This window comes from Sorangium sp. So ce296 (genome assembly GCF_051529605.1).
Taxonomy (GTDB): domain Bacteria; phylum Myxococcota_A; class Polyangia; order Polyangiales; family Polyangiaceae; genus Sorangium; species Sorangium cellulosum_D.
This window is the reverse complement of record NZ_CP150325.1, coordinates 13,385,753-13,412,542: the sequence shown is the minus strand read 5'-3', so window position 1 is coordinate 13,412,542 and position 26,790 is coordinate 13,385,753. Positions and strand designations below refer to the sequence as shown.

At 71.0% G+C, this 26,790-nt stretch carries 15 protein-coding genes; 7 read left to right on the top strand and 8 right to left on the bottom strand.

The window, feature by feature from the left end; genetic code table 11:
• Position 1: 1 nt before the first annotated feature.
• Complete coding sequence (locus WME98_RS49495; RefSeq protein WP_437948483.1) at positions 2–1,216, top strand: cytochrome P450; 1,215 nt, start codon at positions 2–4, stop codon at positions 1,214–1,216.
• A gap of 66 nt (positions 1,217–1,282) precedes the next feature.
• Here WME98_RS49495 and WME98_RS49490 read toward each other — a convergent pair whose 3' ends face one another.
• From WME98_RS49490 to WME98_RS49470, 5 genes are all read right to left on the bottom strand, one after another.
• A complete protein-coding gene (locus WME98_RS49490) occupies positions 1,283–4,018 on the bottom strand; it encodes a bifunctional acetate--CoA ligase family protein/GNAT family N-acetyltransferase (protein ID WP_437948482.1) in 2,736 nt (911 codons plus the stop codon).
• Between the two features lie 195 nt (positions 4,019–4,213).
• A complete protein-coding gene (locus WME98_RS49485; protein WP_437948481.1) occupies positions 4,214–5,176 on the bottom strand; it encodes a fibrinogen-like YCDxxxxGGGW domain-containing protein in 963 nt (320 codons plus the stop codon).
• Positions 5,177–5,518: 342 nt separating this feature from the next.
• Positions 5,519–7,117 (bottom strand): hypothetical protein, encoded by a 1,599-nt coding sequence (locus tag WME98_RS49480; protein ID WP_437948480.1) that lies wholly within the window; start codon positions 7,115–7,117, stop codon positions 5,519–5,521.
• 174 nt (positions 7,118–7,291) lie between these two features.
• Positions 7,292–8,974, bottom strand: a complete 1,683-nt coding sequence (locus WME98_RS49475; RefSeq protein ID WP_437948479.1) for a hypothetical protein — start codon at positions 8,972–8,974, stop codon at positions 7,292–7,294.
• 251 nt (positions 8,975–9,225) lie between these two features.
• Positions 9,226–10,053, bottom strand: a complete 828-nt coding sequence (locus WME98_RS49470; protein WP_437948478.1) for a TetR/AcrR family transcriptional regulator — start codon at positions 10,051–10,053, stop codon at positions 9,226–9,228.
• A 1,089-nt stretch (positions 10,054–11,142) separates the two neighbouring features.
• Between WME98_RS49470 and WME98_RS49465 the strand changes: the two genes are divergently transcribed.
• A complete protein-coding gene (locus tag WME98_RS49465; protein WP_437948477.1) occupies positions 11,143–14,547 on the top strand; it encodes a glycosyl hydrolase 115 family protein in 3,405 nt (1,134 codons plus the stop codon).
• A gap of 239 nt (positions 14,548–14,786) precedes the next feature.
• Positions 14,787–15,860: a mannonate dehydratase gene (gene uxuA / locus WME98_RS49460; protein ID WP_437948476.1), complete on the top strand. Its 1,074-nt coding sequence runs from the start codon at positions 14,787–14,789 to the stop codon at positions 15,858–15,860.
• A 145-nt stretch (positions 15,861–16,005) separates the two neighbouring features.
• Here uxuA and WME98_RS49455 read toward each other — a convergent pair whose 3' ends face one another.
• Together WME98_RS49455 and WME98_RS49450 are read right to left on the bottom strand one after the other, a co-directional pair.
• Entirely contained in the window at positions 16,006–16,722 is a 717-nt protein-coding gene (locus WME98_RS49455) for a hypothetical protein (protein WP_437948475.1), read from the bottom strand.
• 215 nt (positions 16,723–16,937) lie between these two features.
• A complete protein-coding gene (locus tag WME98_RS49450; protein ID WP_437948474.1) occupies positions 16,938–17,411 on the bottom strand; it encodes an SH3 domain-containing protein in 474 nt (157 codons plus the stop codon).
• Between the two features lie 645 nt (positions 17,412–18,056).
• Between WME98_RS49450 and rnk the strand changes: the two genes are divergently transcribed.
• The 4 genes from rnk to WME98_RS49430 all read left to right on the top strand — a co-directional run bounded on the left by rnk (position 18,057) and on the right by WME98_RS49430 (position 23,021).
• Positions 18,057–18,479: a nucleoside diphosphate kinase regulator gene (gene rnk / locus WME98_RS49445; RefSeq protein WP_129576477.1), complete on the top strand. Its 423-nt coding sequence runs from the start codon at positions 18,057–18,059 to the stop codon at positions 18,477–18,479.
• Between the two features lie 263 nt (positions 18,480–18,742).
• On the top strand, positions 18,743–19,723 hold the full coding sequence (locus WME98_RS49440; RefSeq protein WP_437948473.1) for a mechanosensitive ion channel family protein: 981 nt from the start codon (positions 18,743–18,745) through the stop codon (positions 19,721–19,723).
• Between the two features lie 135 nt (positions 19,724–19,858).
• Positions 19,859–21,526, top strand: a complete 1,668-nt coding sequence (locus tag WME98_RS49435) for a protein kinase domain-containing protein (protein WP_437948472.1) — start codon at positions 19,859–19,861, stop codon at positions 21,524–21,526.
• A gap of 73 nt (positions 21,527–21,599) precedes the next feature.
• Positions 21,600–23,021 (top strand): PEGA domain-containing protein, encoded by a 1,422-nt coding sequence (locus WME98_RS49430; RefSeq protein ID WP_437948471.1) that lies wholly within the window; start codon positions 21,600–21,602, stop codon positions 23,019–23,021.
• 109 nt (positions 23,022–23,130) lie between these two features.
• Here the strand turns inward: WME98_RS49430 and WME98_RS49425 are convergent, their stop codons facing one another.
• Positions 23,131–26,787: a hydantoinase B/oxoprolinase family protein gene (locus WME98_RS49425; RefSeq protein WP_437948470.1), complete on the bottom strand. Its 3,657-nt coding sequence runs from the start codon at positions 26,785–26,787 to the stop codon at positions 23,131–23,133.
• Positions 26,788–26,790: the final 3 nt, after the last annotated feature.

The following is a 26,790-nucleotide window of genomic DNA, read 5'->3' as shown; positions in this document are numbered from 1 at the left end:
TATGAGCACAACCGACGTGACCACCCAGCCGAGCCAGACCACGCTGGACGCCTTTCTGACATGGCTGCGCAACGCGCGGGAGTCCACCCCGGTTCTTCACGACGAGAAGCAGCGCATTTGGCACCTCTTCCGTCACGCCGACATCCTCCGCGTGCTGTCCGATCCGGCGACGTTCTCGTCGGAAATGTCCAAGTTCATCCCGCCGCAGGCCGACTTCGACCTGTTCTCCAGGGGCAACTTCGTGCGGATGGACCCGCCGAAGCACCGGAAGCTCCGCGATCTCGTCAGCCAGGTGTTCACGCCGCGCGTGGTGGCGGGGCTCGCCCCGCGGATCGCGGCCGTCACCGGCGAGCTGCTCGCCGACGTCGGGGACGCCGAGCGCTTCGACCTGGTCGGGAGCCTGGCCCATCCGCTGCCGGTGATCGTCATCGCCGAGCTGCTCGGCATCCCGACCGCGGACCGCGCGGCCTTCCAGACCTGGGCCGACACGATGCTGTCGAGGGAGACCCAGGGCCCGGGCCAGTTGCCGGATCAGGCCATGGTGGACCGCCTCGGGCCGGTGCTCGGCGAGATGAACCGCTATTTCCTTTCGCACATCAAGCAGCGCCGCGAGCGCGTCACCGACGATCTCATCGGTCAGCTGGTGCGCGCGGAGGTCGATGGGCACCGCCTGGAGGACGAGGAGATCGTCGGCTTCGTCGGCCTGCTGCTGCTCGCCGGTCACATCACGACGACAGCGCTCCTCGGGAACGCGATCCTCTGCCTCGACGAGCACCCCGCCGCGGCGGCGGAGCTCCGGGCCGACCCGGCGCGGATCCCGGCGGCCATCGAGGAGGTGCTCCGCTACCGCCCGCCGTTCCCGCGGCTCGCCCGGCGGACCACGAAAGAGGTCGAGATCGGCGGGGAGACGGTCCCCGCCGACCAGCTGATCATGCTGTGGATCGCGTCGGCCAACCGGGACGGCGCCCACTTCCAGGACCCCGACACGTTCGAACTCCACCGCAAGCCCAACCAGCACCTGAGCTTCGGGCACAGCATCCACTTCTGCCTCGGCGCCCCGCTGGCCAGGCTCGAGGCGAAGATCGCGCTGGAGATCCTGCTCGACCGGTACCGGACGATCGCGGTCGCCCGCGACGATCGCTGCGAGTTCCACAACCCGTGGAGCATGATCAGCGTCCGGCGACTTCCCGTGGACGTCCAGCGGAGCTTGCGCTGAAGCGGGAGGCGGCGCGCGCCGGCCGAGGGGCGGTTTCCGAGCAAGCGCGCCCGCCCAGCGCCCGCCCTACAGGAGGAGCTCTGCCCTCGAGGTCGAGTCCTCGAGATCGCGGGTGATCCGGAAACCGAGCTTCTGCGCGACGCGCTGCATCTCGATGTTCTCGGCGAGGATATCGGCGCTGATGCGGGAGAGCCCCTCATCCCGGGCGATCTGCACGAGGAGGCCGAGGAGCCGCGACCCGAGCCCCTTTCGCTGGTGCTCGTCGCTGATCAGCAGGGCGAACTCCGAGTCGTTGGTGCCGGGCAGCTTGCTCAGCCGGCCCACCCCGATGATCTCGCGATCGGCGCCGTCCGCGGGCGGCTTCTCGACGACGAGCGCCATCTCGCGGTCGTAGTCCACGAAGCAGACGCGCGTCAGCCGCTCGTGCGCGGTGCGCAGGTCGAGCTGCATCGGGTAGAAGTACCGGAGCCGCACCGTGCGCTCGGAGAGCGTCTCGTGGAACTTGACCAGCAGCGGCTCGTCCTCGGGGCGGATCGGGCGGATCGTGAACGCCTGTCCGTCTCGGCCCTTCAGCTCCGTCACGTACTGCGTCGGATACGCGCGGATCGCCGACCGGGGGAGCGCCGACTCGGGGGTGTCCGCCGGGTGCAGGACGACGCGGGCGTCGAGGGCGATCATCCGCTCGGCGCTCACGGCCAGCGGGTTGATGTCGATCTCGCGGATCCACGGCTGCTCGATCACCAGCTGCGAGAACCGCACGAGCAGGTGCTCGAGCGCCGCGAGGTCCACCGGCGCGCGGCCGCGCACGCCCTTGAGGGCGCGGTAGATCTTTGTCTGCTCCATCATGCGCCGGGCCAGGGTCGCGTTGAGCGGCGGCAGGGCGAGCGCGCGGTCCTTGAACACCTCGACGAGCTGCCCGCCGGCCCCGAACAGGAGCACCGGGCCGAACTGCGGATCGATCGAGCTGCCGAGGATGATCTCGTAGGCGTCCTTCAGGGAGATCATCGGCTGGACCGTCACGCCATGGAAGTGCTCCGCGCCGGCCTTCTGCGAGACGCTCTCGTGGATCTCCGCGAACGCCCGGCGGACGGCGTCGTCGTCGCGCAGGTTGAGCTTCACGCCGCCCACGTCGGTCTTGTGCGTGATCGTCGCGCTGTACAGCTTGAGGACGGCCGGATACCCCATCTCCCTGGCGATGGCCGAGGCCTCCTCGACGCGCTGAGCGACGGCGGTCTGCACCGTCGGGATGCCGTACGCCGCCATGAGCTGCTTCGACTCGAACTCATCCATGAGCGTCCGGCCCGACGCGCGGACGCCGGCGACGAGCGCCGCGGCCTTGTCGCGATCGACGTTCTGCGCGCGCTCATCCATGCTCGGCGTCTCGTACAGGCCGCGCAGGTTGTACGTGTAGCGGTACATGGAACAGAACGCGCGCGCGGCGGTGTCGGGGTACTCGAAGGTCGGGATCCCGGCGCGGTTCAGGATCGACTTGCCCGCCTCCACCTCGGCGCCGCCCATCCAGCTGGCCAGGACCGGCTTGCCCTCGACGTGCGCGTGCTTGCGTACGGCCTCGGCGGTCTCGGTCGATTGAGTCATGTCCTGCGGCGTGAGGATGACGAGCACGCCGTCGTTGTTCGGGTCCTTGGCGCAGATCTCGAGGGCCTTCTGGTAGCGGTCGGCGCCGGCGTCGCCGAGCACGTCGACCGGGTTGTTGCGGCTCCAGGCGGCGGGGAGGAAGCGGTTCAGCTCGCCCAGGATCTCCGGCGAGAGCGGCGCCAGCTCGCCGCCGTGGGCGACGAGCGCGTCGGCCGCGAGGACGCCCGGGCCGCCGGCGTTGGTGACGACGCAGAGGCGGTTATTGCGCGGCCGCGGCTGCTTGGCCAGCGTCTCGGCCATCGAGAACAGGTCCGCGATGTCGTTCACGCGCAGCACGCCCACGCGCCGGAACGCCGCGTCGAGCACCTCGTCCGAGCCGGTGAGCGAGCCCGTGTGCGAGGCGGCCGCCTTCGCCGCCGCCTCGCTGCGGCCGGGCTTGATCACGATGATCGGCTTGTTCAGCGCCACCTCGCGGGCGGCCGACAGGAACGATCGCGCGTCGCCGATCGATTCCATGTAGATGAGGATGCTGTTCGTCTTGGGGTCGTTGCCGAGGTAGTCGATGAGGTCGCCCCAGCCGACGTCGAGCATCGAGCCGATGCTGACGAACGCGCTGAAGCCGACCTGTTCCTGGAGGCTCCAGTCGAGCACCGCGGTGCAGAGCGCGCCGGACTGGCTGATGAACGCCACCTTGCCCGGCCGCGCCTGCCCCTTCGCGAACGTGGCGTTGAGCCCGCCTATCGGGTTCATGACGCCGAGGCAGTTGGGGCCGATGATGCGCATCTTCCCGCGGGCGCGCTCCATGATCTGCCGCTCGAGCGCGACGCCCGGAGGGCCCATCTCCTTGAAGCCGGCGGAGATGACGATGGCGCCGGGGACGCCGGCGTCGACGCACTCGCCGAGCAGGCCCGGCACGCTCGCGGCCGGCGTCACGATGACCGCCAGGTCCACCTTGGCGGGGACGGCCGCGATGTTCGGGTAGGCCTTGATGCCGAGGACGCTGGGCCGCTTGGGGTTCACCGGGAAGACGGTCCCGCCGAACGGGTTGCTGATCAGGTTCCAGAGGACGGTGCGGCCGACGGCGCCGCTGTTCTCGGTCGCGCCGATGACGGCGACGTTCCGCGGCTTGAAGATCGGGTCGAGGCTCTGAAACTCCTGGCGAAGCACGTCGTGGGCGCGGTCGGTCGTGGGCAGGGGATCGGGCATGACGCTCCTCGGGGGGGCTCTGCTTTCGGTGGTCGCCGAGGGCGCTCCTCGGCGCGTCGCCCGGCGGCGACGGCGGCTGTCTTGCCACGCGGTCGGGCTCGGCGCATCGGCCGTCTCCCGGAGGATGCGAGAAGCAGATTCTGTGCCCCGAGCAGGCTCTGCTGGGCCGGCGGGCTCAGCCATCGTTGTGGGTGTTCACCACCGGACCCATCGCGATATGCGCTTGACGCGTGTGTAGCCGCTCCCGTCGACGTGCAGCCCCAAGAGCCGCGCAGACGCTGAGTGGAGATGTGGACCCCAGCCACCGTCGTCCACCGGACTGTCCGCGTCAGAGCCGAGGTTGTACCTCCAACAGCTGCTGTAGTGCTGCGTCACGCGCGAATATTTCACGGAGCAGTTCTCGGCAAAGGTATCGCCGTCGAAGTCCGAGGACGACCAACCGGCGGCGAACTGAGCTGCGTAGATCTCGGAGTCGCCGGATACGAGCTCCGGAGCCTTGAAGTGCAGGGTGTCTGGCTCGATGCCGGCCGACCTCGCGTGGAAGAGCTGGGCGACCTTCCCCTGAATGTCTTCCACCTCGTCGCGGTACTCGGTCCCCTGGTGGTATAGCCACCCTTGATAGACGTTGGTGTCGAGGGATGGCTCCCCTTTGCTGCCGAATCGATGGAGGTATGGAATGTCCCAGAAGGCCATCGTGGTCCCCTGGTCCGAGCCGACGCTGTTGTAAAGGAGCGCCCAGCCGCCGCCTTCGGACTCCATGTCGCAGTAGACCGCGGGCGCTTCGGCGGCGCCGGAGGCGCCAGGATCGTGAAGGTACACGCCGCTCGGCGAGCCGGCCGGAACGTCGGCGCAGCTCGGATAGACACACCCATCGTTGACGATTCCGTCGCAGTTCTCGTCGGCTGGCGTATCGCACAGCTCGATCGCAGGCTGGATCTGACCCTCACATGGGCCATACTCCGTCCCCTCGTCATTGCAGGTCCTCGCCCCCGCCTTGCACAGGCCAGCACCCATCGTCGATGGCGGTCCGCCGTAGCAGAGCTCCTGCGCTCCAGGCTCGCAGATTTTGTCCAGGCCGCCCGTCGCCCCAGCCGCGCCCCCGGCGTCGCGATCGAACCCCCGCGTCTTCGAAGAACAGGCCGCGATCATCGTCAACATAGTGGTCGCCGCGCAGAACGTACGTGCTCTCGGTATGACGCGCAGAAGCATCCCGCACCCCCCTCGGTACCCACGTGATCTCGAGCTTCACGGCGCGGCGTCCTTGACGATCGCCCCCGCCCGGAGAGCTCTAGAACCACTCAGGTCGGTACCCAATCTTGATGCCGCGGGAGAGGATGCGTTTCCCGAATTGTCTGGCGCTCGCGCAGCGCGGCGTCGCGATGAATTCGAGACGGAAGCAGGGATGTCAGGGGCGATGTGTCGGGCAGTGCCAGGGCTCTGCACGATGAACAACGTAGTCAGGCGGCGCGCGTCGCCGCCAGCCGGCGCGCGGCGGCCGGCTCAGTCCCAGATATACTGCATCACGTCGAACGAGTCCTTGTGCCAGACGAAGATGCCGTCGCTGAGATAGTGCGGGTGATGCTCGCCGCCGCACATCACGTAGCCTTGCAGCGGATCGCAGTGCGGGGCGCCGAAGAGGTGCCCGGTCTCGTGGACGGAGATCAACTGGCTGACGCCGACGTTGAGAGCGGAGCTGAACTGCCCGCTCACCTGCACGCCGAGCCACCCGCACGCGGCGCCGCCGCCGTACTCCGGCGTGAGGCCGATGAGGATGTCGAACCCGTGGTGGTCGGGATCGGTGTAGTTGCCATTGAGCTCGTCGATGTCCCAGTCGCGGGTCAGGCCGAGGGCGGTGCGCCCGTAGGCGCCGACGTGCTCGCAGAAGCCGCCGCTCGACGGGTTGTTCGGGAGCCCGCCGACGGCGTGGAAGACCTGCCGGATGCCCATCATCTGATCGAAGCCGTTCGGGTAAAGCACGTACGAGCCCGAGCTCGATCCCGGGCTCGACGGGGTGAAGAGCTCGGTGGGCCGCGTGAACGCGTTGAGCAGGTAGGCCTCGGCCGTGCCGGTGTAGCCGATCGCGTCAAAGTAGTCCTGGTCGTAGACCACCGCGTTGAAGAGCACGTCGCTCGCGCCGATCGTGAAGGCACCGCCGGTGAAGGAGGTGTCGATGGACGCCGTGCCGCCCGCCGGCTCGACGCTCACGCCGGAGAGGGTGTAGGCGCTGCGGCCGAGGGCGAAGCGCTTGCCCTGCGCCGTGTCGACGAGGATCGGCCCCGACGTGAGCGTGACCTGCTTCGTCTCCCCGGCGGCGAGCGAGGTGCTGACGCTGCCCGCCTCGACGTTCGTGAAGTCGTTGAACCGGGCGCTCGTGACGCGAGGCCGGAGCACGACCGTGCCCGCCGCGGTGCCGGGGTTCGTCACCGTGAGCGTGATCTTCAGCGGGTCCCCCTTCACGGGCGCGAGGCCTGCCGGGTTGGTCACGGCCACGGCCGTGACGTTGGGCTCGAACCCCGCGGTGGCGTTCACGACGTCGAGCCGGTCGAGGAGGTGCGGCCCGCTGTTAAGCGGCACGTTCACGGTGACGGAGAACGACAGATCGGACGCCCCGGTGGCCAGCGCCAGCTGGACCGCCGAGGGCACGTTGAACGAGAGCCGGTGGAACGTGCCCTGCGCGAGGTTCGTCAGCGGCTTGGTCCCGAGGCTCTGCGACACGCCCTTCGAGGGCGCCTGCACCGCGAGCGTGACCTCGCCGGCCCACCAGGGGTTCGGCTGCACCGACGGCACGCGCACGTCGAGCGAGACCACGCTCTTGATCGGCTCGGTGATGTTGAGCGGCCCGCTCTGGACCACCGTGTACGCAGCGTCCGCGACCGAGAGCGAGCTCGCGCCCTCGACCCGCGTGGTGCTCAGCGACAGCGTGCCCGCGCTGGTCGTCCAGCCGGTCAGCGTCTCGAACCCGAGCACGGCGGCCGCGGCGGCGCTGAGCTCCGAGGCGGACTCCCCGCAGTCCTCGCAAGAACCCGCGTCTCCCTCGAAAGCGCAGCCCGACGACATGATCCCCAGGCAGAATGCAGCTGACAAGTACGAATAACGCATTCGAATCCTCCTCAAAACGGTGCGGCCGGGCGCGATGGGCGCCTCTCTCGGCCCATTCGCAGCCTGTCCTATAATGTAGCTTGATTGCGATTGTTCAAGATCGGTTGTTGCAAAGTGCGAGTCGCCCGCTTCGACGGCGTGCGTTTGGATGGGCCATGGCCATCGGCGGGGCGCTCAGAGCCCGAGCGCGAGCTTCGCGGCGGCGTACGACCCGGCGTGGGGGATCTCCATGGCGTCGAGCACCGGCGCCATGTCGGCGCCGCCCGCGGCCTCCGTGAAGTAGACGAGGATGCTGTTGCCCGTCTGCGCCACGTTCTGCGTGCAGCTGTTGAAGCCGTACTGGTGCTGCGGATGGAAGATGCCGTGCATGAAGCTCTCGGTGAGCAGCCCGGCGTTCTTGACGTGCCAGAAATAGCAGTTGCCGATGTCGTGCGTCCTCGTGAGCTCGGTGCAGCCGGTGTCGAAATCGATGCCGGTCAGGCCGATGGGGCCGAAGTCCTCGACCGGCAAATACCCCGTCAGGTACGCCAGCGCGTCGGCGATGCCCTCGTTGAGGCACGAGTCGTCGCCGAGGAACGACGAGCGGATCTCGTTGTACAGCTCGTGCGCGTTCTCGTGGGCGAACCGCGGCATCGCCGCGTTCGGGATGCCGCCCTTGTACGCGATGAACGGCGGGTTGCCGTAGTTGATCGTGACCGTCCCGTTCCCGAACGACCAGTTTCCTTCCCCCTGGACCCCGCCCAGCTCGGAAGGCATGAAGAACGCGTTTAGCTTCTCCGAGGTGACGCCGGTCATCGCGCGCTCGATCGCGACCGCGTCCTGCCCCTGCGCGTGCAGATCGGCCGCGGCCGTCCCCGTGCCGTACGAGGGGTGGCGGTAGAACACGCTGTCCACGGTCGCCGAGGTCAGCTGCGTGCTCTCGAACGTCACCGGCGTCGTCCCGCTCCAGACCGGCGCCACGTCGTAATAGCTGAGCAGCACGTCGAGGTCGGAGCGCAGCACGACGCTCGGCGCGTACGAGTAGGATATGGTGTTGTAGCTCACGCTGGCCGAGCCGGAGACGTGGCGCAGCACCGCCCCCGCCGGCAGCGTCATCGGCAGGTACACGCCGCTGATCGGCTTGCCGTTCACGTTCGGCACGACCGTGGTTTGCCGGGTCGGCGTGCACAGCGGGTTGCTCTCCGGGCAGACGTGGACCACGACGGGAGCGGCCGCCGCGCAGGGGGCCGCGTCGCAGTACTCGAGCCACGGCGGCAGCGGCGCCGCGGCGACCGGCGGGGCGGCGTCGACGACGTCCAGCCGATCGAGCAGGTGCGGCCCGCTGCCGGACGGCACGTTGAGGGTGATGGTGAACGACCAGTCGGACGCCCCGGCGGACAGCGCCTGCTGGACCGCCGAGGGCACGCTGAACGAGAGCCGATGGAAGGTGCCCTGCGCGAGGCCCGTCAGCGATCGCGTCCCGAGGCTCTGCGACACGCCCTTCGAGGGGGCCTGCACGGCGAGCGAGATCTCGCCGGCCCACCACGGGTTCGGCTGCTGCGCCGGGACGCGGACGTCGAGCGAGACCGCGCCCTTGATCGGCTCGTCGATGGCGAGCGGCGCGCGCTGGATCACCGTGTACGTCGCGTTCGCGACCGAGAGCGCGCTCTCGCCCTCGCTCCGCGTGGCGCTCAGCGACAGCGCGCCCGCGCTCGCCGTCCAGCCGCTCAGCGCCTCGAACCCGAGCGCCGCCGCCGCGCCGGGGCTGAGCGCCGAGGCGGCCTCGCCGCAATCGTCACATGACGCGGCCTCCTCCGCCGAGCAAGCGGACAAGAGGACGCCCAACCAGACTGCCGCTGGTGCGATCAGATACCGCATTCGATTTCTCCTCGAGCGAAGTCGCCGGCTGCCAGGTCGCTCCTCCGGCGCAGCTGGTGGATAGGAGTCGTCCTGGGGGCTGTCAAGCGCGCGTATACGCGGCGATCCATGCGTTCATCCCGGAGATGATGCCTGTTAATTATTCTTAATTAGTGTTGCGCTCCGGTGATCGCTGACTGACCACCTTCTCTGGTCGTGCCGCTCGACCTCGACCTCGGCGTCCGGCAGGGGCCTCGGGGCCCCTCTCGCCCTCAGGCCCGGCCTTCGCCCGGGCCGCCGCGCCGCTCCGCGATCAGGAGCGCGACGGCATCGAGGATGCGCTCCACGCCGAAGTGAAATGCGTGCTCCGGGCTTGACGCCCCTTGATAGGCCTGCCCCGCGGATTGCCCGACGCGCGTCGCCACGGGGAACCGCTTCGCGTCGACGACCTTGTCGAGCAGCGGGGCGGTGGCGACCCACCACTCGACGTCCGTCATGCCGCTCTCCTGCCGCGTGCGCCGCGCGCTCGCCAGCGCTCGCGCCGCGCCCTCGACGTGCGTGAGCAGGAGGGTGAGCACCGAGTCCATCTCCACGTCGGTGAGGCCCAGGCCGTCGAGCGGCCGCAGCTCGGCCTCGTACTTGAGCGAGGCGTTCGGCCCGATCACGGGGCGCCCCCCCACGATCTCGAGCAGCCACGGGTGCCGCTGGTAGAGCTCCCAGTTGCGCGCGGCGATGTATCCGAGCGACGCGCGCCACCCGCCCGGCTGCCGCGACGGCGCTTCCACGTCGTCGTAGAGGTCGCCGTAGACCGTGTCGACCATGAGATCGGTCAGCTCGGCCTTGCCGGGAACATGCGTGTAGAGCGACATGGTCCCGACGTTCAGCCGGTCGGCGAGGTGCCGCATGGAGACGGCCTCCAGCCCGCGCGCGTCGGCGAGCTCGATGGCCGCCGTCACGATGGCGCGCACGGTGAGCCCCGACCGGCCGGGCTTGCCGTGAGCGCCCCAGAGCAGCGCGAGGCTCCGCGCCGGGTCGGCCGCGCGCCCTTCACCCTCGCGCTGCGCGCGCTGGCTGGCCGGCTTCGCGGGGCCCTTCCTCATCGAGACGCCCCCGCGCCCTCGAGCCCGACAGCGGCCCGCCGAGCCGCACCGTCTGTGGTGCACATCACGGAACGCCGCATCGGCGGGAGTATGGGCGGGAGCGGAGCGGCACGTCAACGCAAGACGTCGCCGCCAAGCCGGCCTCCGCGCGGCGCCCCCGCGCGCGGTGCGCGGTGCGCGCGATGAGAGGCCTCATGGGCGCGCGGCCGCCCGCGCCCGGAGCGCCCGGAGCGCCCGAGCCGCGGCGTGTCACGCGCGGCTTCCCGTGCCCGGCCAGCGGGTGTAAGAGCGGAGCGTGCCTCACCTGATGTCTGTCCTGCTCCCGCTCGCCGCGGCTCGCCGCGCCTCCAGCGGCGAGCCCGGCGGAGGCTCCGGGCCGAGCGGCGCGGGCGCAGCTGGTGGCGGCTCCGGCGCGGGCGCCGCCGGCGAAGGGGAGGGGGAGACAGAATGATTCGAGGATGTCAAGACCGAATCACCGCGCCTGCAGCGCGCGACCGGAGATCCCTTGTGCGAGCCGCTCGCGCTCCCGGAAGAGGGATGAGCCCTCGATGATGTCTCCGCGCCTCGAGGGGCCCGCCTCCGGCCGGTCGCGTCGGCCGCGCGCGACGGCCGGCATCTCGCGAGCTCGGGAGTGACGAGCACGTGAGAGAGGGCGAAGGCGGGGAGTTCCGGCCGCGCGCCGAGCGGCGCGGATCTCGGCGAGCTGCCGCTTCGGCGAGGCCCTTTTGCGCGCCGCAGGCGGCGCCGGCGCGATGAGGGTTGTGTCGCTCACGTCCTACCACGGAAGCGCCGATGGTGAGATCAAAACGGACCTTGGCGGGAATATCAACAACGCCTAAATCTCATCAAATCCGTCGGGTTACTTACGGGCTCGAAGGCCGACACTGCTGGAAGAATTTTCGAGCCGTGGCCGACAGGCCCGCGGCTCCGTGGATTCAACACGAAGCGGACCACTGCAGGCGCACGTCTTCGAGGGACATCGGTCAATGCACAGGAGCGGCCTGCCACGGCGCCGGATGACACGGCCGGCGCTCGGCGCGGGCGAGCCGACCAACACCGGTCAGCCGCATCAACGAGGAAAACACCGTCATGAGCTATGCACGCATTGCCATCAGGAAGGGTCGAATCGGACCCTCGCTACTCTGCTTGTTGCTCCCCCTGTCGCTCGCCGCGCTGACCGCCTGCGGGTCGGACGGCGAGAACGGCGAGCCCGGCGAGCAAGGTCCGCCGGGCGAGCAGGGGCCGCCGGGCGAGCAGGGGCCGCCGGGCGAGCAGGGGCCGCCGGGAGAGGACGGTAATCCGGGGGAGAACGGTGTGTCGGACGGGCCAGGGGCCGACCCGGGCAAGTACGTCTCGACCGAGGGTGGCGCGGGTCGCTTCGCCCTGGCCGTGAACGGCAAGGTCCCTCCGCTGGTCGTCAGCGCCGACGATTACGCGGGCGTGCGCCGCGTCGTGGACGACCTCGCGGCGGACATCCAGCGCGTGACCGACGCCCCGGCGGAGGTCGAGAACGAGATCCCGGAGTCGGCGTCCGAGGTGGTCATCATCGGCACGCTGGGCAAGAGCCCCCTCATCGATCAGCTGGAGGAGAGCGGGAAGCTCGACGCCTCGGCGCTCACCGGGAAGTGGGAGACCTTCGTCACGCAGATCGTCGAGGACCCGGTGGAGGGCGTGGAGCGGGCGCTCGTGATCGCGGGCAGCGATCAGCGCGGCGCGATCTTCGGCGCGTACGACCTCTCCGCGCAGATCGGCGTGTCGCCCCTGTACTGGTGGGACGACGTCCCGCCCCAGAAGAAGGGCGCGCTGTACGTGCTGCCCGGGGTCCACACCCAGGGTGAGCCCGCCGTGAAGTACCGCGGCTTCTTCGTCAACGACGAGAACCCCGCGACGGGCAACTGGGCGGCGAAGATGTTCGGGCCGGGCAAGGCGCCGAACTACCCGGGCGGGCTCAACCACCTCTACTGGGAGAAGGTCTTCGAAGCCGCGCTCCGCATGAAGGCGAACTACATCTGGCCCGCCGTGTGGGGCCGGGCGTTCGCCGAGGACGACCCCGAGAACCACAAGACGGCGACGCGCTACGGCATCGTGATGGGGACCTCGCACGAGGCCCCGATGATGCAGGGCATCGAGGAGTGGAATCGCCACGTGGTCCCGGAGGTGAAGGACGCTCAAGGCAACGTCGTCACCCCGAAGACGGACCCGTACGGCGGCACCGGCGACTGGCGCTTCTCCGTCAACGCCGAGGCGCTGAAGAAGCACTGGACCAAGGGCATCCAGCGGATGCACGACGAGAACATCGAGGGCGTCGTCACGCTCGGCATGCGCGGCCCCGGCGACGTGAGCCTGCCCCCGGGGGACGGCATTCCCTTGATGCAGGACATCATCGCCGCCCAGCGGGAGATCCTCGACACGATCATGGATCAGGACGTGGAGACCATTCCCCAGGTCTGGACGCTCTACAAGGAGATCCAGGGGTACTGGGACGCCGGCATCCGCGTGCCGGACGACGTCACGGTGGTCTGGGCCGACGACAACTGGGCCAACATGAAGCGCCTGCCGGAGCCCGGCAAGCAGCGGGCCGGCGGATACGGCCTCTACTACCACTTCGACTACGTCGGCGGCGGCCGCAACTACAAGTGGGTCGACACGACGCTCCTGCCCAACGTCTGGGAGCAGCTCCACCTCGCCTACAACTACGGCGTGGATCGGCTCTGGGTGGTCAACGTCGGCGACTTCAAGAACGAGGAGCTCCCGCTCCAGTTCTTCCTGGACTACGCCTGGAACCCGGAGCGGTGGCCGGTCGAGCGCATCGGCGAGTGGTACGAGCGGTGGACCGAGCAGCAGTTCGGCCCGGACTACGCGGACATCATCGCCGACATCCTGCACGGCTACTCGCTGCTGCAGTCGGATCGCAAGCCGGAGCTGACGAACCGGAAGATCACGGTCGATTACGACCTCCTGTACTCCGAGCCCACGACGCAGCAGCCGGACCCCGACACCGCGGCCGTCACGTATGACGACAGCGCCAGCCCGTTCAGCCTCACCAACTACCAGGAGCTCGAGCAGGTCGCCGGCGAGTGGGAGTCGCTGGCCTCGCAGGCGGAGTTCGTGGCCAAGCTCCTGCCGCACGAGGCGCAGGACGCCTATTTCCAGCTCGTGCTCTACCAGGTGAAGGCGACCGCCAACCTGTACGCGCTGCGCCTGGCGGGCTTCAAGAACAAGCTCTACGCGGCGCAGGGCCGGGCCGCGACCAACGACATGGCCGCCATCGCCGAGGCGCGGCTCCAGGACGACCTGGCGCTCTCGTACTATTACAATCACGATCTCGCCGGCGGCAAGTGGGAGGGCTTCCAGACGCAGCCGCACATCGGCTACGGTGCGCCTGGCAACCCGTCCTGGCAGCAGCCCGAGTACCAGTACAACAACATCCAGGAGTTCATCTGGCCTGAGCTCGTGTCGATCGAGGTGCCCGCGGCGGCGGAGCTCGGCGTGGCGATCGACGGCTCGAGCGACTACTGGACGGCGGGCGGGGGCAGCGAAGAGGAGCCCGTGCTGCCGTCGTTCAGCCCGTACCAAACGGCGCCCGAGCAGTACATCGAGGTGTTCAACCGCGGCAGCGAGCCGCTCGAGTACACGATCGAGGCCGAGCTGCCCGTCGACTGCCCCGCCGGCTGGGCCAGCTGGGGCGGCGGCGCCCCGTGCCCGCCCTGGCTGACCATCCACCCGAGCCACGGCGTCGTCGACAAGGAAGTGCGCGCCACGGTGCGGGTGGACTGGACCATGGCCCCCACGACGTACCCCGACCCCGCGGATCCGTCGAAGCAGCTGCCGCTCCAGTTCCCGCTCGAGATCCCGATCACGGTGAGCGGGTCCGACGGCAGCTCGGTGGTGGTCAAGGCGCGCGTCGAGGACCCGAGGAAGCTCGACTGGAAGCCCAACCGCTACATCGAGGCCAACGGCTATGTGTCGATGCAGGCGGAGCGCTACAGCCGCGCGATCGAGACGGACGAGATCTGGTGGAAGCAGATCCCGGACATCGGCCGCACCGGAGACGGCATCACGCCGTTCCCGGTGACGGCGGCGGCCCAGCAGCCCGGCGGCAACTCGCCTCGGCTCGAGTACGACATGCACCTCAAGAGCAGCGGCGAGGTGAACGTCTACGTGTACGTGTCCCCCAGGAACAACTTCCAGAACTGGAAGGACGGGATGCAGTACGGCGTGTCGATCGACAACGGCGCGATCCAGCGGGTCAACATGACCCACGCCGTCGACCTCAACGGCAATGGCAACAAGATCTGGGAGCGGCACACCTCGGACAACGCCAACATCATGCGCACCAAGCACACGATCAGCGCGCCGGGGGATCACGTCCTGAAGTTCTGGATGGTCCACCCTGGCGTGATCCTCCAGAAGATCGTGGTGGACACGGGCGGCGTGAAGGACAGCTACCTGGGCCCGCCCGAGAGCTACTGGATGGGCAAGGGGACGGAATAGTCGCGCGTCGGCTGTAAGCGACCTCGGAGGGCCCGCTGCGCACGGGGGGGGTGCGCGGCGGGCCCTCGCCGTTTGTGGCGCCCCGCGCTCGGCGCCCGCGATCCCTTTGCTCGGCGTGCGGCTGGCTGTACGATGCCCGGCGCTCGCGGCGAGGAGCGCCGCGCCGCTCTGCCCCGGATCTACCCCGGATCGAGGCCGCGCCGCGCGCTCCCGCGCGCCCGCTCGAGGAGATCGCAACGATGAAGATGACCTTTCGCTGGTACGGAGACAACGATCCCGTCAAGCTGGAGTATATCCGCCAGATCCCGGGCCTCTACGGCATCGTCTCGGCGATCTACGACGTGCCGGTGGGCGAGGTGTGGCCGGTCGAGAAGCTGGAGGCGCTCCGGGCGCGCATCGAGGGCGTCGGGCTGAAGTTCGAGGTGGTGGAGAGCGTGCCGGTGCACGAGGACATCAAGCTCGGCAAGCCGACGCGCGAGCGCCTGATCGACAACTTCTGCCAGAACATCCGCAACTGCGCGGCCGTCGGCGTGAAGGTGATCTGTTACAACTTCATGCCGGTCTTCGACTGGACGCGCACCGAGATGGCCAAGGAGCTCTCCGACGGCTCGCTGACCCTGGCCTTCGACGCCGGGGCCGTGGCGAAGATCGACCCGGAGCAGGGAATCGCGCTGCCCGGCTGGGACGCCAGCTACAAGCCCGAGGAGCTCCGCGCCGTCCTCGGCGAGTACAAGAACGTCGATGAAGAGGCGCTGTGGGCGCACCTCGAGCACTTCCTCCGGCGCATCATCCCGGTCGCCGAGGAGGTCGGCGTCCGCATGGCCATGCACCCGGACGACCCGCCCCGGCCGATCTTCGGCCTGCCGCGCATCGTCAAGAACCGCGACGACCTGATGCGCCTCGTGAAGATCGTCGACTCCCCGGCCAACGGCATCACGCTGTGCTCCGGCTCGCTGGGCGCGGACCTGTGCAACAGCATCGTATCGCTCGTGCACGAGTTCGGCGGCATGGGCCGCGTCCCGTTCGGGCACATGCGCAACGTGGCGGTCCAGGAGGACGGCACGTTCTTCGAGTCCGCCCACCTGTCCTGCGAGGGCTCGCTCGACATGGCCGCCATCGTGAAGGCGTATCACGACGTCGGCTTCGACGGCTACGTGCGCCCGGACCACGGCCGCATGATCTGGGGCGAGACCGGCAAGCCGGGCTATGGTCTGTACGACCGCGCGCTGGGCCTGGTCTACCTCAATGGCCTGTGGGAGGCGACGTGCAAGCTCTCGCGCGGGAGCGGCGACAAGGGCGTCGGTCCAGCGTGAGCGGGTAGGGGTGGCGGCGGGGCGTAAGCGCCCAGCCATCGCCATGGGCGCTAGTTCCGCGCGTATGCTCCGTGGCCCGGAGGGCAGTGCGCAGAGCGCCGGAGCAGGTGTGGAAGACGCCGGCGGCGCGCGAGCGCCGCGTCGATCAGGGGTGAAGCCCGCAGCTGTCGGCGCACTTACCGCGCACGCACGAAAGCAGCTCATCGAAACAGGCCGTGCTCAGGAGGGGAACACCTTCAGGGCAATAGTCCCCCCCCGACTCGATGAGGACGAAGACGTTGAACTGATCGTCTTCCGAGGAGCAGGCGGAATCGATCAGCCTGCAACCGTCCATGCAGCCCGGGCAGGATGACCCCTCGAAGCTGAAACGCGAGCAGAAGTCGTCCTGGGTGATTGGCGGCTCGGGCGGGAACGGGGACTCTGCCTGGCGCCCGTCGAGCGCGGCGAACACCAGCCGTGCGGGCTCCTGGTCGGCGCTCTTGCTGAAGCCGACCTCGCAGCGCAAGGAGGCCGAGGACGCCAGATTCACCGACGGGCACGGCTCCGTGATCCATCGAAAGGACTCCGAGCCGAGCGTGAACTTATCCGTGCTCTCCACGGAGAAGCTCGCCGGTGTCACGGGCAGCGGCAACGTATCCTGGTTCCTCAGGATCAACGAGACCCGCAGCGCCGACGGGCTCTGGCTCCATTCGACGATCTCGAGCGCCACGACGTCGTCTCCTGGCGCGGTCGTGCCGGCGCCCGTGCCACCGGCCCCGGTCGTGCCGCCGCCCGCGCTGCCGGGCGCGTCGTCCGGCGATCCGCCACAGGCGGCGAGCAGGGCGAGCGAGGCGATTGTCCATCGATGAGCGAGTCTGTTCATGTCAACCTCCATGGCCTCCCCTCATGAAAGGGCACCCATCAGCCCATATACCAGGTTGAGCGCTCCCGACACGAGCCGTCGAGGCGACCTGCCCCGCGTCGGCGTCGCCTCGCATCGTCGCGATCCCCTCGCCGTCATGCTCCTCTGTGCCTGGCGCCCTTCGCTTGGTTCACGAGGCCCCGACCTGGTCGGGTCGCCGCGCCTCGCTCCAGGGCTCAGGACGAGCCGCTCGCGCCGTCGAGCCTCTTCATGCCCCAGGCCAGATCCTCGCGCACCCAGCCCTTCCCGCCCTTTTCGTCGATGATCTGGAGCCAGCGCCCCTTGCGATCGAGGACCTTGAACACCTCGCCGCGCTCGGCCTGGAACGCGACCTCCGCGGAGGTCGTCGGCGCCTCGCGGATGTTGCCCCGCGTCGCCTTGATCACGATCGTCTTGACCCGGGCCAGCAGCCGATCGGCCACCCACGCGAGATCGCCCTCGAAGTCCTTGATCTTGCACCACCCGCCCTCGCGCTCCAGGATCTTGACCGGGTAGTACCGGGTCGCGGTGAACTCGACGGGCTCGCGCGTGGACGGGCCCGCGCGGAAGTTCGCGACCGGGACCTTGACGCTGAGCATCTCGGCCTGCGCCGCGCTCGGGAGCGCGACGACGACGAAGAACAGAACTGGCACCATCGGCCGGATGTTCACGTTTGCCTCCTCTGTGGATGTCCATGCGGCCGCGACGGCCCTGGCGCGGAGCGATGCCGTCATGGGCTCGATCCCGGTCGCCGCGATCGCGCGCGGTGATGCGCACCGGCGCGCGCCCGCGCCGACCGGCCTCGTCCGAGGCGGGCGGCGCGGCCGCGGCCGCCGTCGTGGGCAAGCGTCGCGCCATCGAGCGGCGTGGCTGGCCCGCCGTCCGCCGCCGCCGCGGGCACGAGCGCGGCGCGGCCAGCGGCGCGGCCGATTCGCGTCGGCGGCGGATGGCACGGAGACGCGCAGCGCCTGGAAGACGTGAAGCGCTGGTCGATGGCTCGCGGAAGACCACCGTGCTACCGTCTGAGCGGAATGAACGCCCGCCTGCATCTCGAGTCGTGTTCGCGGCGTCGCCGCGGCGCGCGCGGCGCGTTCCTCCCCCTGCGCGCCCGGCTGCTCTGTCCGAGGTCGCCCGCACGCTCGTAAGGGAGCGGTCTTTCGGCGCCTTTCGCCGGCCGCTCCCGGGATGAAGCGCGGGTGTCGTCGAGCACGCCCGCGTCCGGACGAGCTGGACGGGCGCGCCCGCCGGCCTGCTCGCCCCGCGCGGGCCGCCGGCCGCGGCCTGGCTCGAGTCGACAACACAAGGAGATCCTGCTCATGGCACCTCATACGAACCCCATCATCATCACCGAGTTCGACCGTCAGCGGCTCATGCGGTTGCTCGAAGCGCTCCGCGAACGGCCAGGGGCCGAATCCCCGAACCTGGAGGCGCTCGAGATCGAGCTCGAGCGCGCCGACGTCGTGAAGCCGCACGAGATCCCGCCGAACGTCATCACCATGAACTCCAGGGCCCAGCTCGTGGACCTCGACACGCAAGAGGAGCTCTGCGTGACCGTGGTGTTCCCCGGGGCCGCAGAGGTGAACAGCGGGCGAATCTCGGTGCTCGCGCCGATGGGGCTCGCGCTGCTCGGCTGCCGAGAAGCAGAAGAGGTGGAGTGGCCCACGCCGAGCCGAACGCGCCGCCTCCGGATCGACCGCGTCGTCTACCAGCCCGAGGCGTCCGGTCGCTTCGATCTCTGAGGCCGCTCCGAGCGCCGCACGATCCCCGCGCCGGGGGCCGGCGCGTGCCCGCGGCGCTGGCCCCAGCACCTCGGCGAGCGCTGGTCGCGACGCCCGGGCGCGCGACCGCTGCGACAATTCGACTCCTCTGCGACATCGTGTCGCACCGTCCGCCGCGCGGCGCGTCCGCCGCGTCACCGCGCGCGCCCGCCGCCGGACCTCGCGCCCCCCGAGCTCGCTGGCATATGGGTTGCGGACGTCATGCGGAGGAGGTGCCATCCCCCATGGCGCAGCTCGACTCTTGGCTCGACGTCACATCCTGGCGGGACGTTCTCCGGCGCGCCGTCGCGTGGGTCATCCACGCCTTGCCGACGGCGCTGCTGCTCCTCTTCGTCGCGCTCGTGCTGCTCAAGGGGCTCCACCTCCTGTGCAGGCGCGTCGAGGTGTCGTTGATGAGGCGCAGCCGCAGCGGCGACGTCAAGTCGGTGCGCGAGATCGAGAGGCGCTCCGAGGCGCTGCTCGGCATCATCCGGACGACCGGGAGGGTCGTCATCGGGGTCGTGGTGGCGATGATCCTCCTCGTCCAGCTCGGGGTCGACATCGCGCCGCTCCTCGTGGCCGCCGGCATCGCCGGTCTGGCCATCGCCCTCGGCGCGCAGGAGCTCGTGCGCGACGTCATCTCCGGCTTCTTTCTGCTCCTCGAGAACCACCTTCGGCCCGGCGACGTGGTGAGCGTCAACGGCACCTCGGGTGTCGTGGAGCACATCGGCCTCCGCACGGTCTCGCTGCGCGACGACGCCGGGGTGGTGCACGTCTTCCAGAACGGGAAGATCGACGCGCTCTCGAACATGACCAAGGAGTGGTCTGCCCTGGTGTTCGACGTGGCCGTCGCCACCACGGAGGACGTCGACAGGGCGATGCGGGTGATGCGCGAGGTCGCGCGCGAGCTCCAGGAGGACAGGCGCTACAGGGCGAGCATCCTCGAGCCGCTGGAGCTCGTCGGCGTGGAGTCGTTCGACGAGCGGGCGGTGGTCGTCCGCGCGCGCATCAAGACGCAGCCGGCCGAGCAGTGGCAGGTGGGCCGGGAGTACCGGAGGCGCCTCGCGAAGGCGTTCGGCGCGCACGGCATCGAGATGCCGCCCGTCCACCGGACGAGCCACGCGGCCCAGGCAAAGCCTCCGCCCAGGGCCGAGGCGAGGGCGGCGAACGGCGCGGCGAGCGGCGAGAGCGGGGCGCGGTTCGAAGGCGCCGGCGCGCAGGGGTGACGCGCGCCGCGGCGCGCGGCAGGTCGACCGCCGGACAGCGCCGCGCGCCGGCCGAGGCGCCCGCCCACCGCGGTGTCTGCGCCTGAGCTGCGCCTGATTTGCAGCCGGGCGCCCTTCGACCTACCCTGCTCCGCCTTGGAAGGCGAGATCGTCGACCGCAAATACCGCCTTACCCGCTTGATCGGCGAGGGAGGGATGGGCTGCGTCTACGAGGCGCGGCAGACCGACTCCGGCGAGCGGGTCGCGGTGAAGCTCATCAGCTCGCAGAAGCGACGGGAGAGCGGCACCGCGCTCGGCCGCTTCCAGCGCGAGGCGCGCGCCGCGGCCGGCATCGAGACCCCGCACATCGTTCGCCTGCTCGACGCCGGGACGGATCCCGCGACCGGCTCGCCGTACCTCGTGATGGAGTACCTCCACGGGGAGGACCTCGGGCAGCTCTTGCACCGCCTCGGGCCGCTCCGGCCCGACGTCGCGCTGCGCATCGTCGTCCAGGCGTGCCTCGGCCTGCAAAAGGCCCACGAAGCCCGGGTGATCCACCGGGACATCAAGCCTGCGAACCTGTTCCTGGCGCGCTCCGGCGATGGCGAGATCGTGGTCAAGCTCCTCGACTTCGGGATCGCGAAGATCAAGCCGTCGGAAGGCGGCGTGACGACCGGGCTGACCACGACCGGGAAGATGCTCGGGTCGCCGCTCTTCATGGCGCCGGAGCAGATCGAGGACATCCGCACCGTCGATTACCGCACCGACATCTGGTCGCTCGGCGTCGTCCTGTACGCCGCGCTGGCGGGGAACGCGCCTCGTCATCAGATCGCCTCGATCGCGCGCCTCTTCGTCCTCCTGTGCACGGAGCCGGCCCCGCCCATCCAGGACGCCGCCCCGTGGGTCCCGCGCGAGATGGCCGCCGTGGTGCACCGCGCGCTGGAGCTGAAGATGGGCGACCGCTTCCAGAGCGCGGAGGAGATGCTCGCCGCGATGCTCCCGCTGGTGCCCGGCGGCCACGCGCTGCGGGAGGAGATGCTCGTGGCCGTCACGGACGAGGAGCGCGCCGTGCTGGCGCCGAGGCTCGACGTCGGCCACGCGGCGCGCCGGGAGGGGAGCCTGGCGAACACCGCCGAGGGCCGCCCGGGCGACTCGACGACGGACGGCGGGCGCGGCCGCGCCGCGATCGCGACGTCCGGCGCTCCGATGGCGAGCGGCGCGTCGGCGACCGGCGCCGCGGCGCGGTCCCGGGCGCCGGCGGTCCTGCTCGCCCTCGGCGTCGCGGGCGCGATCGCGTATTTCGCGGCGCCGCGCGCGGCGGAGCCGGGCGCCGACGCCGCCGTGGCCGCCGGCACGGCCGCGGCCAGCGCGGCGACGGCAGCGCCTGCGGCGAACGAAATCGCGGCGGCCAGCGCGTCGCCCGCGGCCAGCGCCGCGTCCGCGACGCCGCCCGAGGCGACCGATCCTGCGCCGGTCGCCCTCAGGCGGGTCGTCCTGGCCGTCGCGCCCAGCGACGCCGCCGTGGAGGTCGACGGGGTGCCCGCCGAGGTGCGCGGCGGGCTGGTCGAGATCTCCGGTGTGCTCGGCAGCAAGCACCGCGTGCGCCTCGTCCGCGCGGGGGCCGAGCGGGTGGAGGAGGTCGCCGTGACCGAGGACGGCGCGTCTCCGGCGCGGCTCGCCCTCGATGTCCCGGCGGCCCGAGCGAGCGGCGCGCCGCCCGCCAGACCGCAGCCGCCACGCCGGCCGGCGCCGGCGCCGGCGAAGGAGCCGTCGGTGCCGCCCAGGCCGCCGGCGGACCCGCTCGTCCCGAGCACGCTCCAGTAGCCATCGGCGCCCAGAACCAGGTTGCGGGAAAGGGACAGGGTTCCTGTAAGCTGCGGGCGTCGCATTCTCGATCATGCGAATCCGGATCTGCCCCCCCCGACGCGCCGCTGCGGCCGTCGCATTGCTCCTCGCCGCGTGGGCGGCGCCGCTCTTCGCGCAGGGCGCCGGACGCGCGCAGCCCGCCGCCAGCAGGCCTGCGGCTGCGCATTCCGGCGCCAGCGGGCCCGCGGCCAGCGCGCCTTCGGCCGCCGCGAGCGCGCCGTCCGCCACCGCGCCCGCCGCCGGGGCGCCCGCTGCCACCGCGCCCGCCACCGGCGCGCCTTCTGCCGGCGCGCCTTCTGCCGGCGCCGCCGCCGAGGCCGCCGCGAAGGCGGACGCCGAGGCCCGCTTCCAGCGCGGCCTGCGCATGTACAGGGCCGAGGCGTGGGAGGCCGCCGCGGCCGAGTTCCTCGAGTCGCGGCGGCTCTTCCCGACGTGGGGGGCCACCTCCAGCGCCGCGCGTTGCTTGCAGAAGCTCGGGCGCACCACCGAGGCGCTCGATCTGTTCGAGTCGGTCCTCGCCGACTTCGACGACGTGCTCCCGGCCGACGCGAAGCAGGCGGCGCTCGCCGAGGTGGAGCAGCTGCGCGAGCTCGTCGGCGCGATCGCGATCGAGGGGGGCGCGCCCGGCGCGGTGGTCCTCGTCGACGGCGAGCGCCGCGCCGAGCTGCCGCTCCCGGCCCCGCTGCGCGTCGCGGCGGGCGCGCACACGGTGCGCATCCAGAAGGACGGCTTCGAGCCGTTCGAGGCGCGCGTCGACGTCCTCGGCCGGAAGACGGCGCGCGTCGCGGCGAGCCTCAAGGCGATCGAGACGCGCGGGCGCCTGCGCATCTCCGAGATCACGGGCAAGCAGCTCGGCGTCGCGCTCGACGGCGTGCGCGTGGGCACGACCCCCTGGGAGGGCAAGGTCGAGCCCGGCGCGCATGTGATCGTGCTGTTCGGCTCCGACGGCTTCGGGACGCCGCCGACCACGGTCTCCGTCAAGGCGGGCAAGGTCGTCGACGCGCCGCTCCGGGCGGTGAAGGCGCGCCCCATGCTCACCGCGGCCGACCCGGTCGAGCTCGACTACAAGAAGGGCGACCCCATCCCCCTCGGGTACCGCCTCGAGACGAACGCGCGCGGCGGGCTCATCTCCGCGGGAGCGACCATCCTCGGCGTGGCGTACACGCCGTTCTCGGTCTCGGGCACGCTCGCGGGCTACCCGGTCCTCGCCGTTCCGGTGGCCGGTCCGCTGATCCACGCGGCGCGGGTGGCGGACAGGGGGGACGAGTCGATCTTCGTGATCGACGGCGTCTTGCAGGCGGCGGGCCTCGCGATGATCGCAAGCGGCATCCTGGTCCGGAAGACGACGCTCGTGCGCGAGGACGTCGCGCGCTCCGGCCCGCGCCTCCTCGGCGCCGCGCCCGCCCGGCTCGGTCGCGACGGCCTCGGCGTCCAGGTGGTCGGCGGCTTCTAGCCTCGACGCGGACACGGCTGTCGGTCGCCGGGCCGCGGCCCGCGTCGAGACAAGGGCGCGCCTCCGGAGGCGACGGCGCGCCCCCCTCGCTGCGCCGCCTCCCGCGCGCTCAGCCCGGCGCGGGCGCTCCGTACCCGCCGCCCCCGGGCGTCTCGATCACGAACACGTCGCCGATCCCCATCTCGACCGACCCGATGTGCGGCAGCACCTCGGTCGAGCCGTCCGCGCGCACCACGACGTTGCGCCCGGGCGCGCCCGCGCCCCCGCCGGCCAGGCCGAACGCGGCCGTCGAGCGCCCGTTCGACAGGATCGACGCCGTCATCGGCTCGAGGAAGCGCACGGCGCGCGCGCCGCCGTCCCCGCCCGGAAAGCGCCCGGCGCCGCCCGAGCCCGCGCGGATCTCGTAGCGATCGATCCGCACCGGGAACCGGTGCTCGAGCACCTCGGGGTCGGTCAGGCGCGAGTTCGTCATGTGCGTCTGCACGACGCTCGTGCCCGGGAAGCCGCGCGCCCCGCCGGCGCCGAGCTCGATGCCCGCGCCCGAGCCGCCCGAGATCGTCTCGTAGTACTGGACCCTGTCGTTGCCGAACGTGAAGTTGTTCATGGTCGGCTGGCTGCTGGCCAGCACGCCGAGCGCGCCGTACAGCGCGTTGGTGACGCAGGTCGACACCTCCACGTTGCCGGCCACCACCGCGGCCGGCGGGCGCGGGCTCAGCATCGAGCCCTCGGGGATGATCACCTCGATGGGCTTCAGGCACCCGGCGTTCAGCGGGATGTCGTCGTCCACGAGCGTGCGGAAGACGTAGAGCACGGCGGCCATGGTCACCGCGCGGGGCGCGTTGAAGTTGTTGTCCATCTGCGCCGACGTGCCGGTGAAATCCACCACCGCCGAGCGGCGCGCGCGGTCGATCCGGACGGCCACCGCGATCGCCGCGCCGTTGTCGAGCGGCAGCGTGAAGCGCCCGTCGCGGAGCAGCGCCGGGTCGAGCCGCGCGATCGCGAGGCGCACGCTCTCCTCGGCGTTGTCCTGCACGTGCTTCATGTAGGCGTGCACGGTCTCCAGCCCGAACTGGGCCACCATCGTCGAGAGCTCCTGCGCGCCCTTCTCGTTCGCCGCGATCTGCGCGCGCAGGTCGGCGAGGTTCTGCTGCGGGTTGCGCGCCGGATACGGGCCGCCGCCCAGCGCCGCGAGGATCTCGGCCTCGCGGAGCCGCCCGGCCTCGACCAGCTTCACGTTGTCGAGCAGGACGCCCTCCTCCTCGATCGTCCTGGAGAACGGCGGCATCGAGCCCGGGGTGATGCCGCCGATGTCGGCGTGATGCCCGCGCGAGGCCACGTAGAACAGCGCGCGGGCGCCCGGGTCGTCCCAGACCGGCGTGACCACCGTCACGTCGGGCAGGTGGGTGCCGCCGTGGTAGGGGTCGTTCAGCACGTAGACGTCCCCCGGCTTCATCCCGGGGTTCCGCGCGATCACGGTCCGGATCGACTCGCCCATCGAGCCGAGGTGCACCGGCATGTGCGGCGCGTTCGCGATCAGGTTGCCCTCCGCGTCGAAGAGCGCGCAGGAGAAGTCGAGCCGCTCCTTGATGTTGACCGAGTGGGCGGTGTTCTGCAGGCGCAGCCCCATCTGCTCGGCGATGTTCATGAAGAGGTTGTTGAACACCTCCAGCATCACCGGGTCGACCTCGGTGCCCACCGCGCGGCGCTCGGGGCGCGGCGCCACCCGGGTGAGCGTCATGTGGCCGAGCGCGGTGATCTCGGCCTGCCAGCCGGGCTCGACGACCGTCGTGGCGTTGGCCTCGGCGACGATGGCGGGGCCGTCGATGACCGCGCCCCGCCCGAGCCGCTCGCGCCGGTACAGCGCCGCGTCGCGGAAGGCGCCCTCCGCGAACATGCGCGCGCGCGCGTCGGCCTCGGGGTGGTGCGGGCGCGCGCGCGTGTTCGCGGCGGGCCGCTCCTCGGCGGCGTCGCCCGGCCCGATCGCCTCCACCGACACGCTCTCCAGGACCAGCGCCTTGTCGGGCATCAGGAACGCGAACCGCTTGCGGTAGGCCGCCTCGAAGGCGGCGCGGATCGCCTCCGCGCCGCCGTACGGCACGACGAGGGCGGTGTCGGTGCCGTCGTAGCGCACGTGCGCGCGCTCTCGCAGCTGCACGCGCTCCGGCGAGAACCCTTGCCCCACGAGCTCGGCCTCGGCGTCGCGGCCGATGCGCGCGAGGGCCTCGCCCGCCGCGGCCAGGCCGGCCTCGTCGAGGCGCCGCTCCACCGCGGCCTCGCGCATCGCGCTCTGATCGGAGAGGCCCATGCCGTAGGCGGACAGGACGCCCGCGAGCGGGTGCACGAAGACGCGGCGCATGCCGAGGGCGTCGGCCACCGCGCAGGCGTGCTGGCCGCCGGCGCCGCCGAAGCACTGGAGGGTGTACTGCGTGACGTCGTAGCCGCGCGCCACCGAGATCTTCTTCACCGCGTTCGCCATGTTCGCGACGGCGATCTGCAGGAAGCCCTCCGCCAGCTGCTCCGGCGTGATCGGGCGCGACGTCTCGCGGCGCACCTCCTCGGCCATGGCCTTGAAGCGCCGCTCGACGACCTCGCGGTCGAGCGGCTCGTCGGCGCCGGGCCCGAACACGCGCGGGAAGAAGTCGGGCTGGATCTTGCCGAGCATCACGTTGGCGTCGGTGATGGCCAGCGGCCCGCCGCGGCGGTAGCACGCCGGGCCCGGGTTCGCGCCGGCCGACTCCGGGCCCACGCGCAGCCGCGCGCCGTCGAAGGTGAGGAGCGAGCCGCCGCCGGCGGCCACGGTGTGGATGCTCATCATCGGCGCGCGCATGCGCACGCCGGCCACCTGCGTCTCGAAGGCGCGCTCGAGCTCGCCCGCGTAGTGCGACACGTCGGTCGAGGTGCCGCCCATGTCGAAGCCGATGACCTTCTCGTGCCCGCCCGCGAGCGCGGTGCGCACCATGCCGACGATGCCGCCGGCCGGGCCGCTCAGGATCGCGTCCTTGCCCTGGAACCTGCGGGCGAGCGTCAGCCCGCCGCTCGACTGCATGAAGTAGAGCGGCACGCCCGGCATCTGGCTGGCCACCTGCTCGACGTAGCGGCGCAGGATGGGCGAGAGGTACGCGTCGACGACCGTGGTGTCGCCGCGCGAGACGAGCTTCATGAGCGGGCTGACCTCGTGCGAGGCGGAGACCTGGGTGAAGCCGACCTCGCGCGCGATCTCGGCCGCCCGCCGCTCGTGCGCCGCGAAGCGGTAGCCGTGCATGAAGACGACGGCGCAGGCGCGGATGCCGGCCTCGAACGCCTCCTCCAGCGCGCGGCGCAGCGCCGCGCCGTCGAGCGGCTCGACCACCTCGCCCCGCGCGTCGACGCGCTCGCGCGCCTCGATCACGCGCTCGTAGAGGAGGTCGTGCAGCACGATGTGGCGATCGAACAGGCGGGGGCGGTTCTGGTAGCCGATGCGCAGCGCGTCGCGGAAGCCGCGCGTGGTCACGAGCGCGGTGCGATCGCCCTTGCGCTCGAGCAGCGCGTTCGTGGCCACCGTGGTGCCCATCTTCACGCACGCGACCTCGGCGGGGGTGATGGCCCGCCCCGGCGGGAGGCCGAGCAGGCGGCGGACGCCCTCGACCGCCGCGTCGGCGTACTGCTCGGGGTTCTCCGACAGCAGCTTGGCGGTCGTGAGGGAGCCGTCGGGCCGCCTGGCCACGATGTCCGTGAACGTCCCGCCGCGGTCGATCCAGAACTGCCATTGGCTCGAGGTCGACGTCATGGT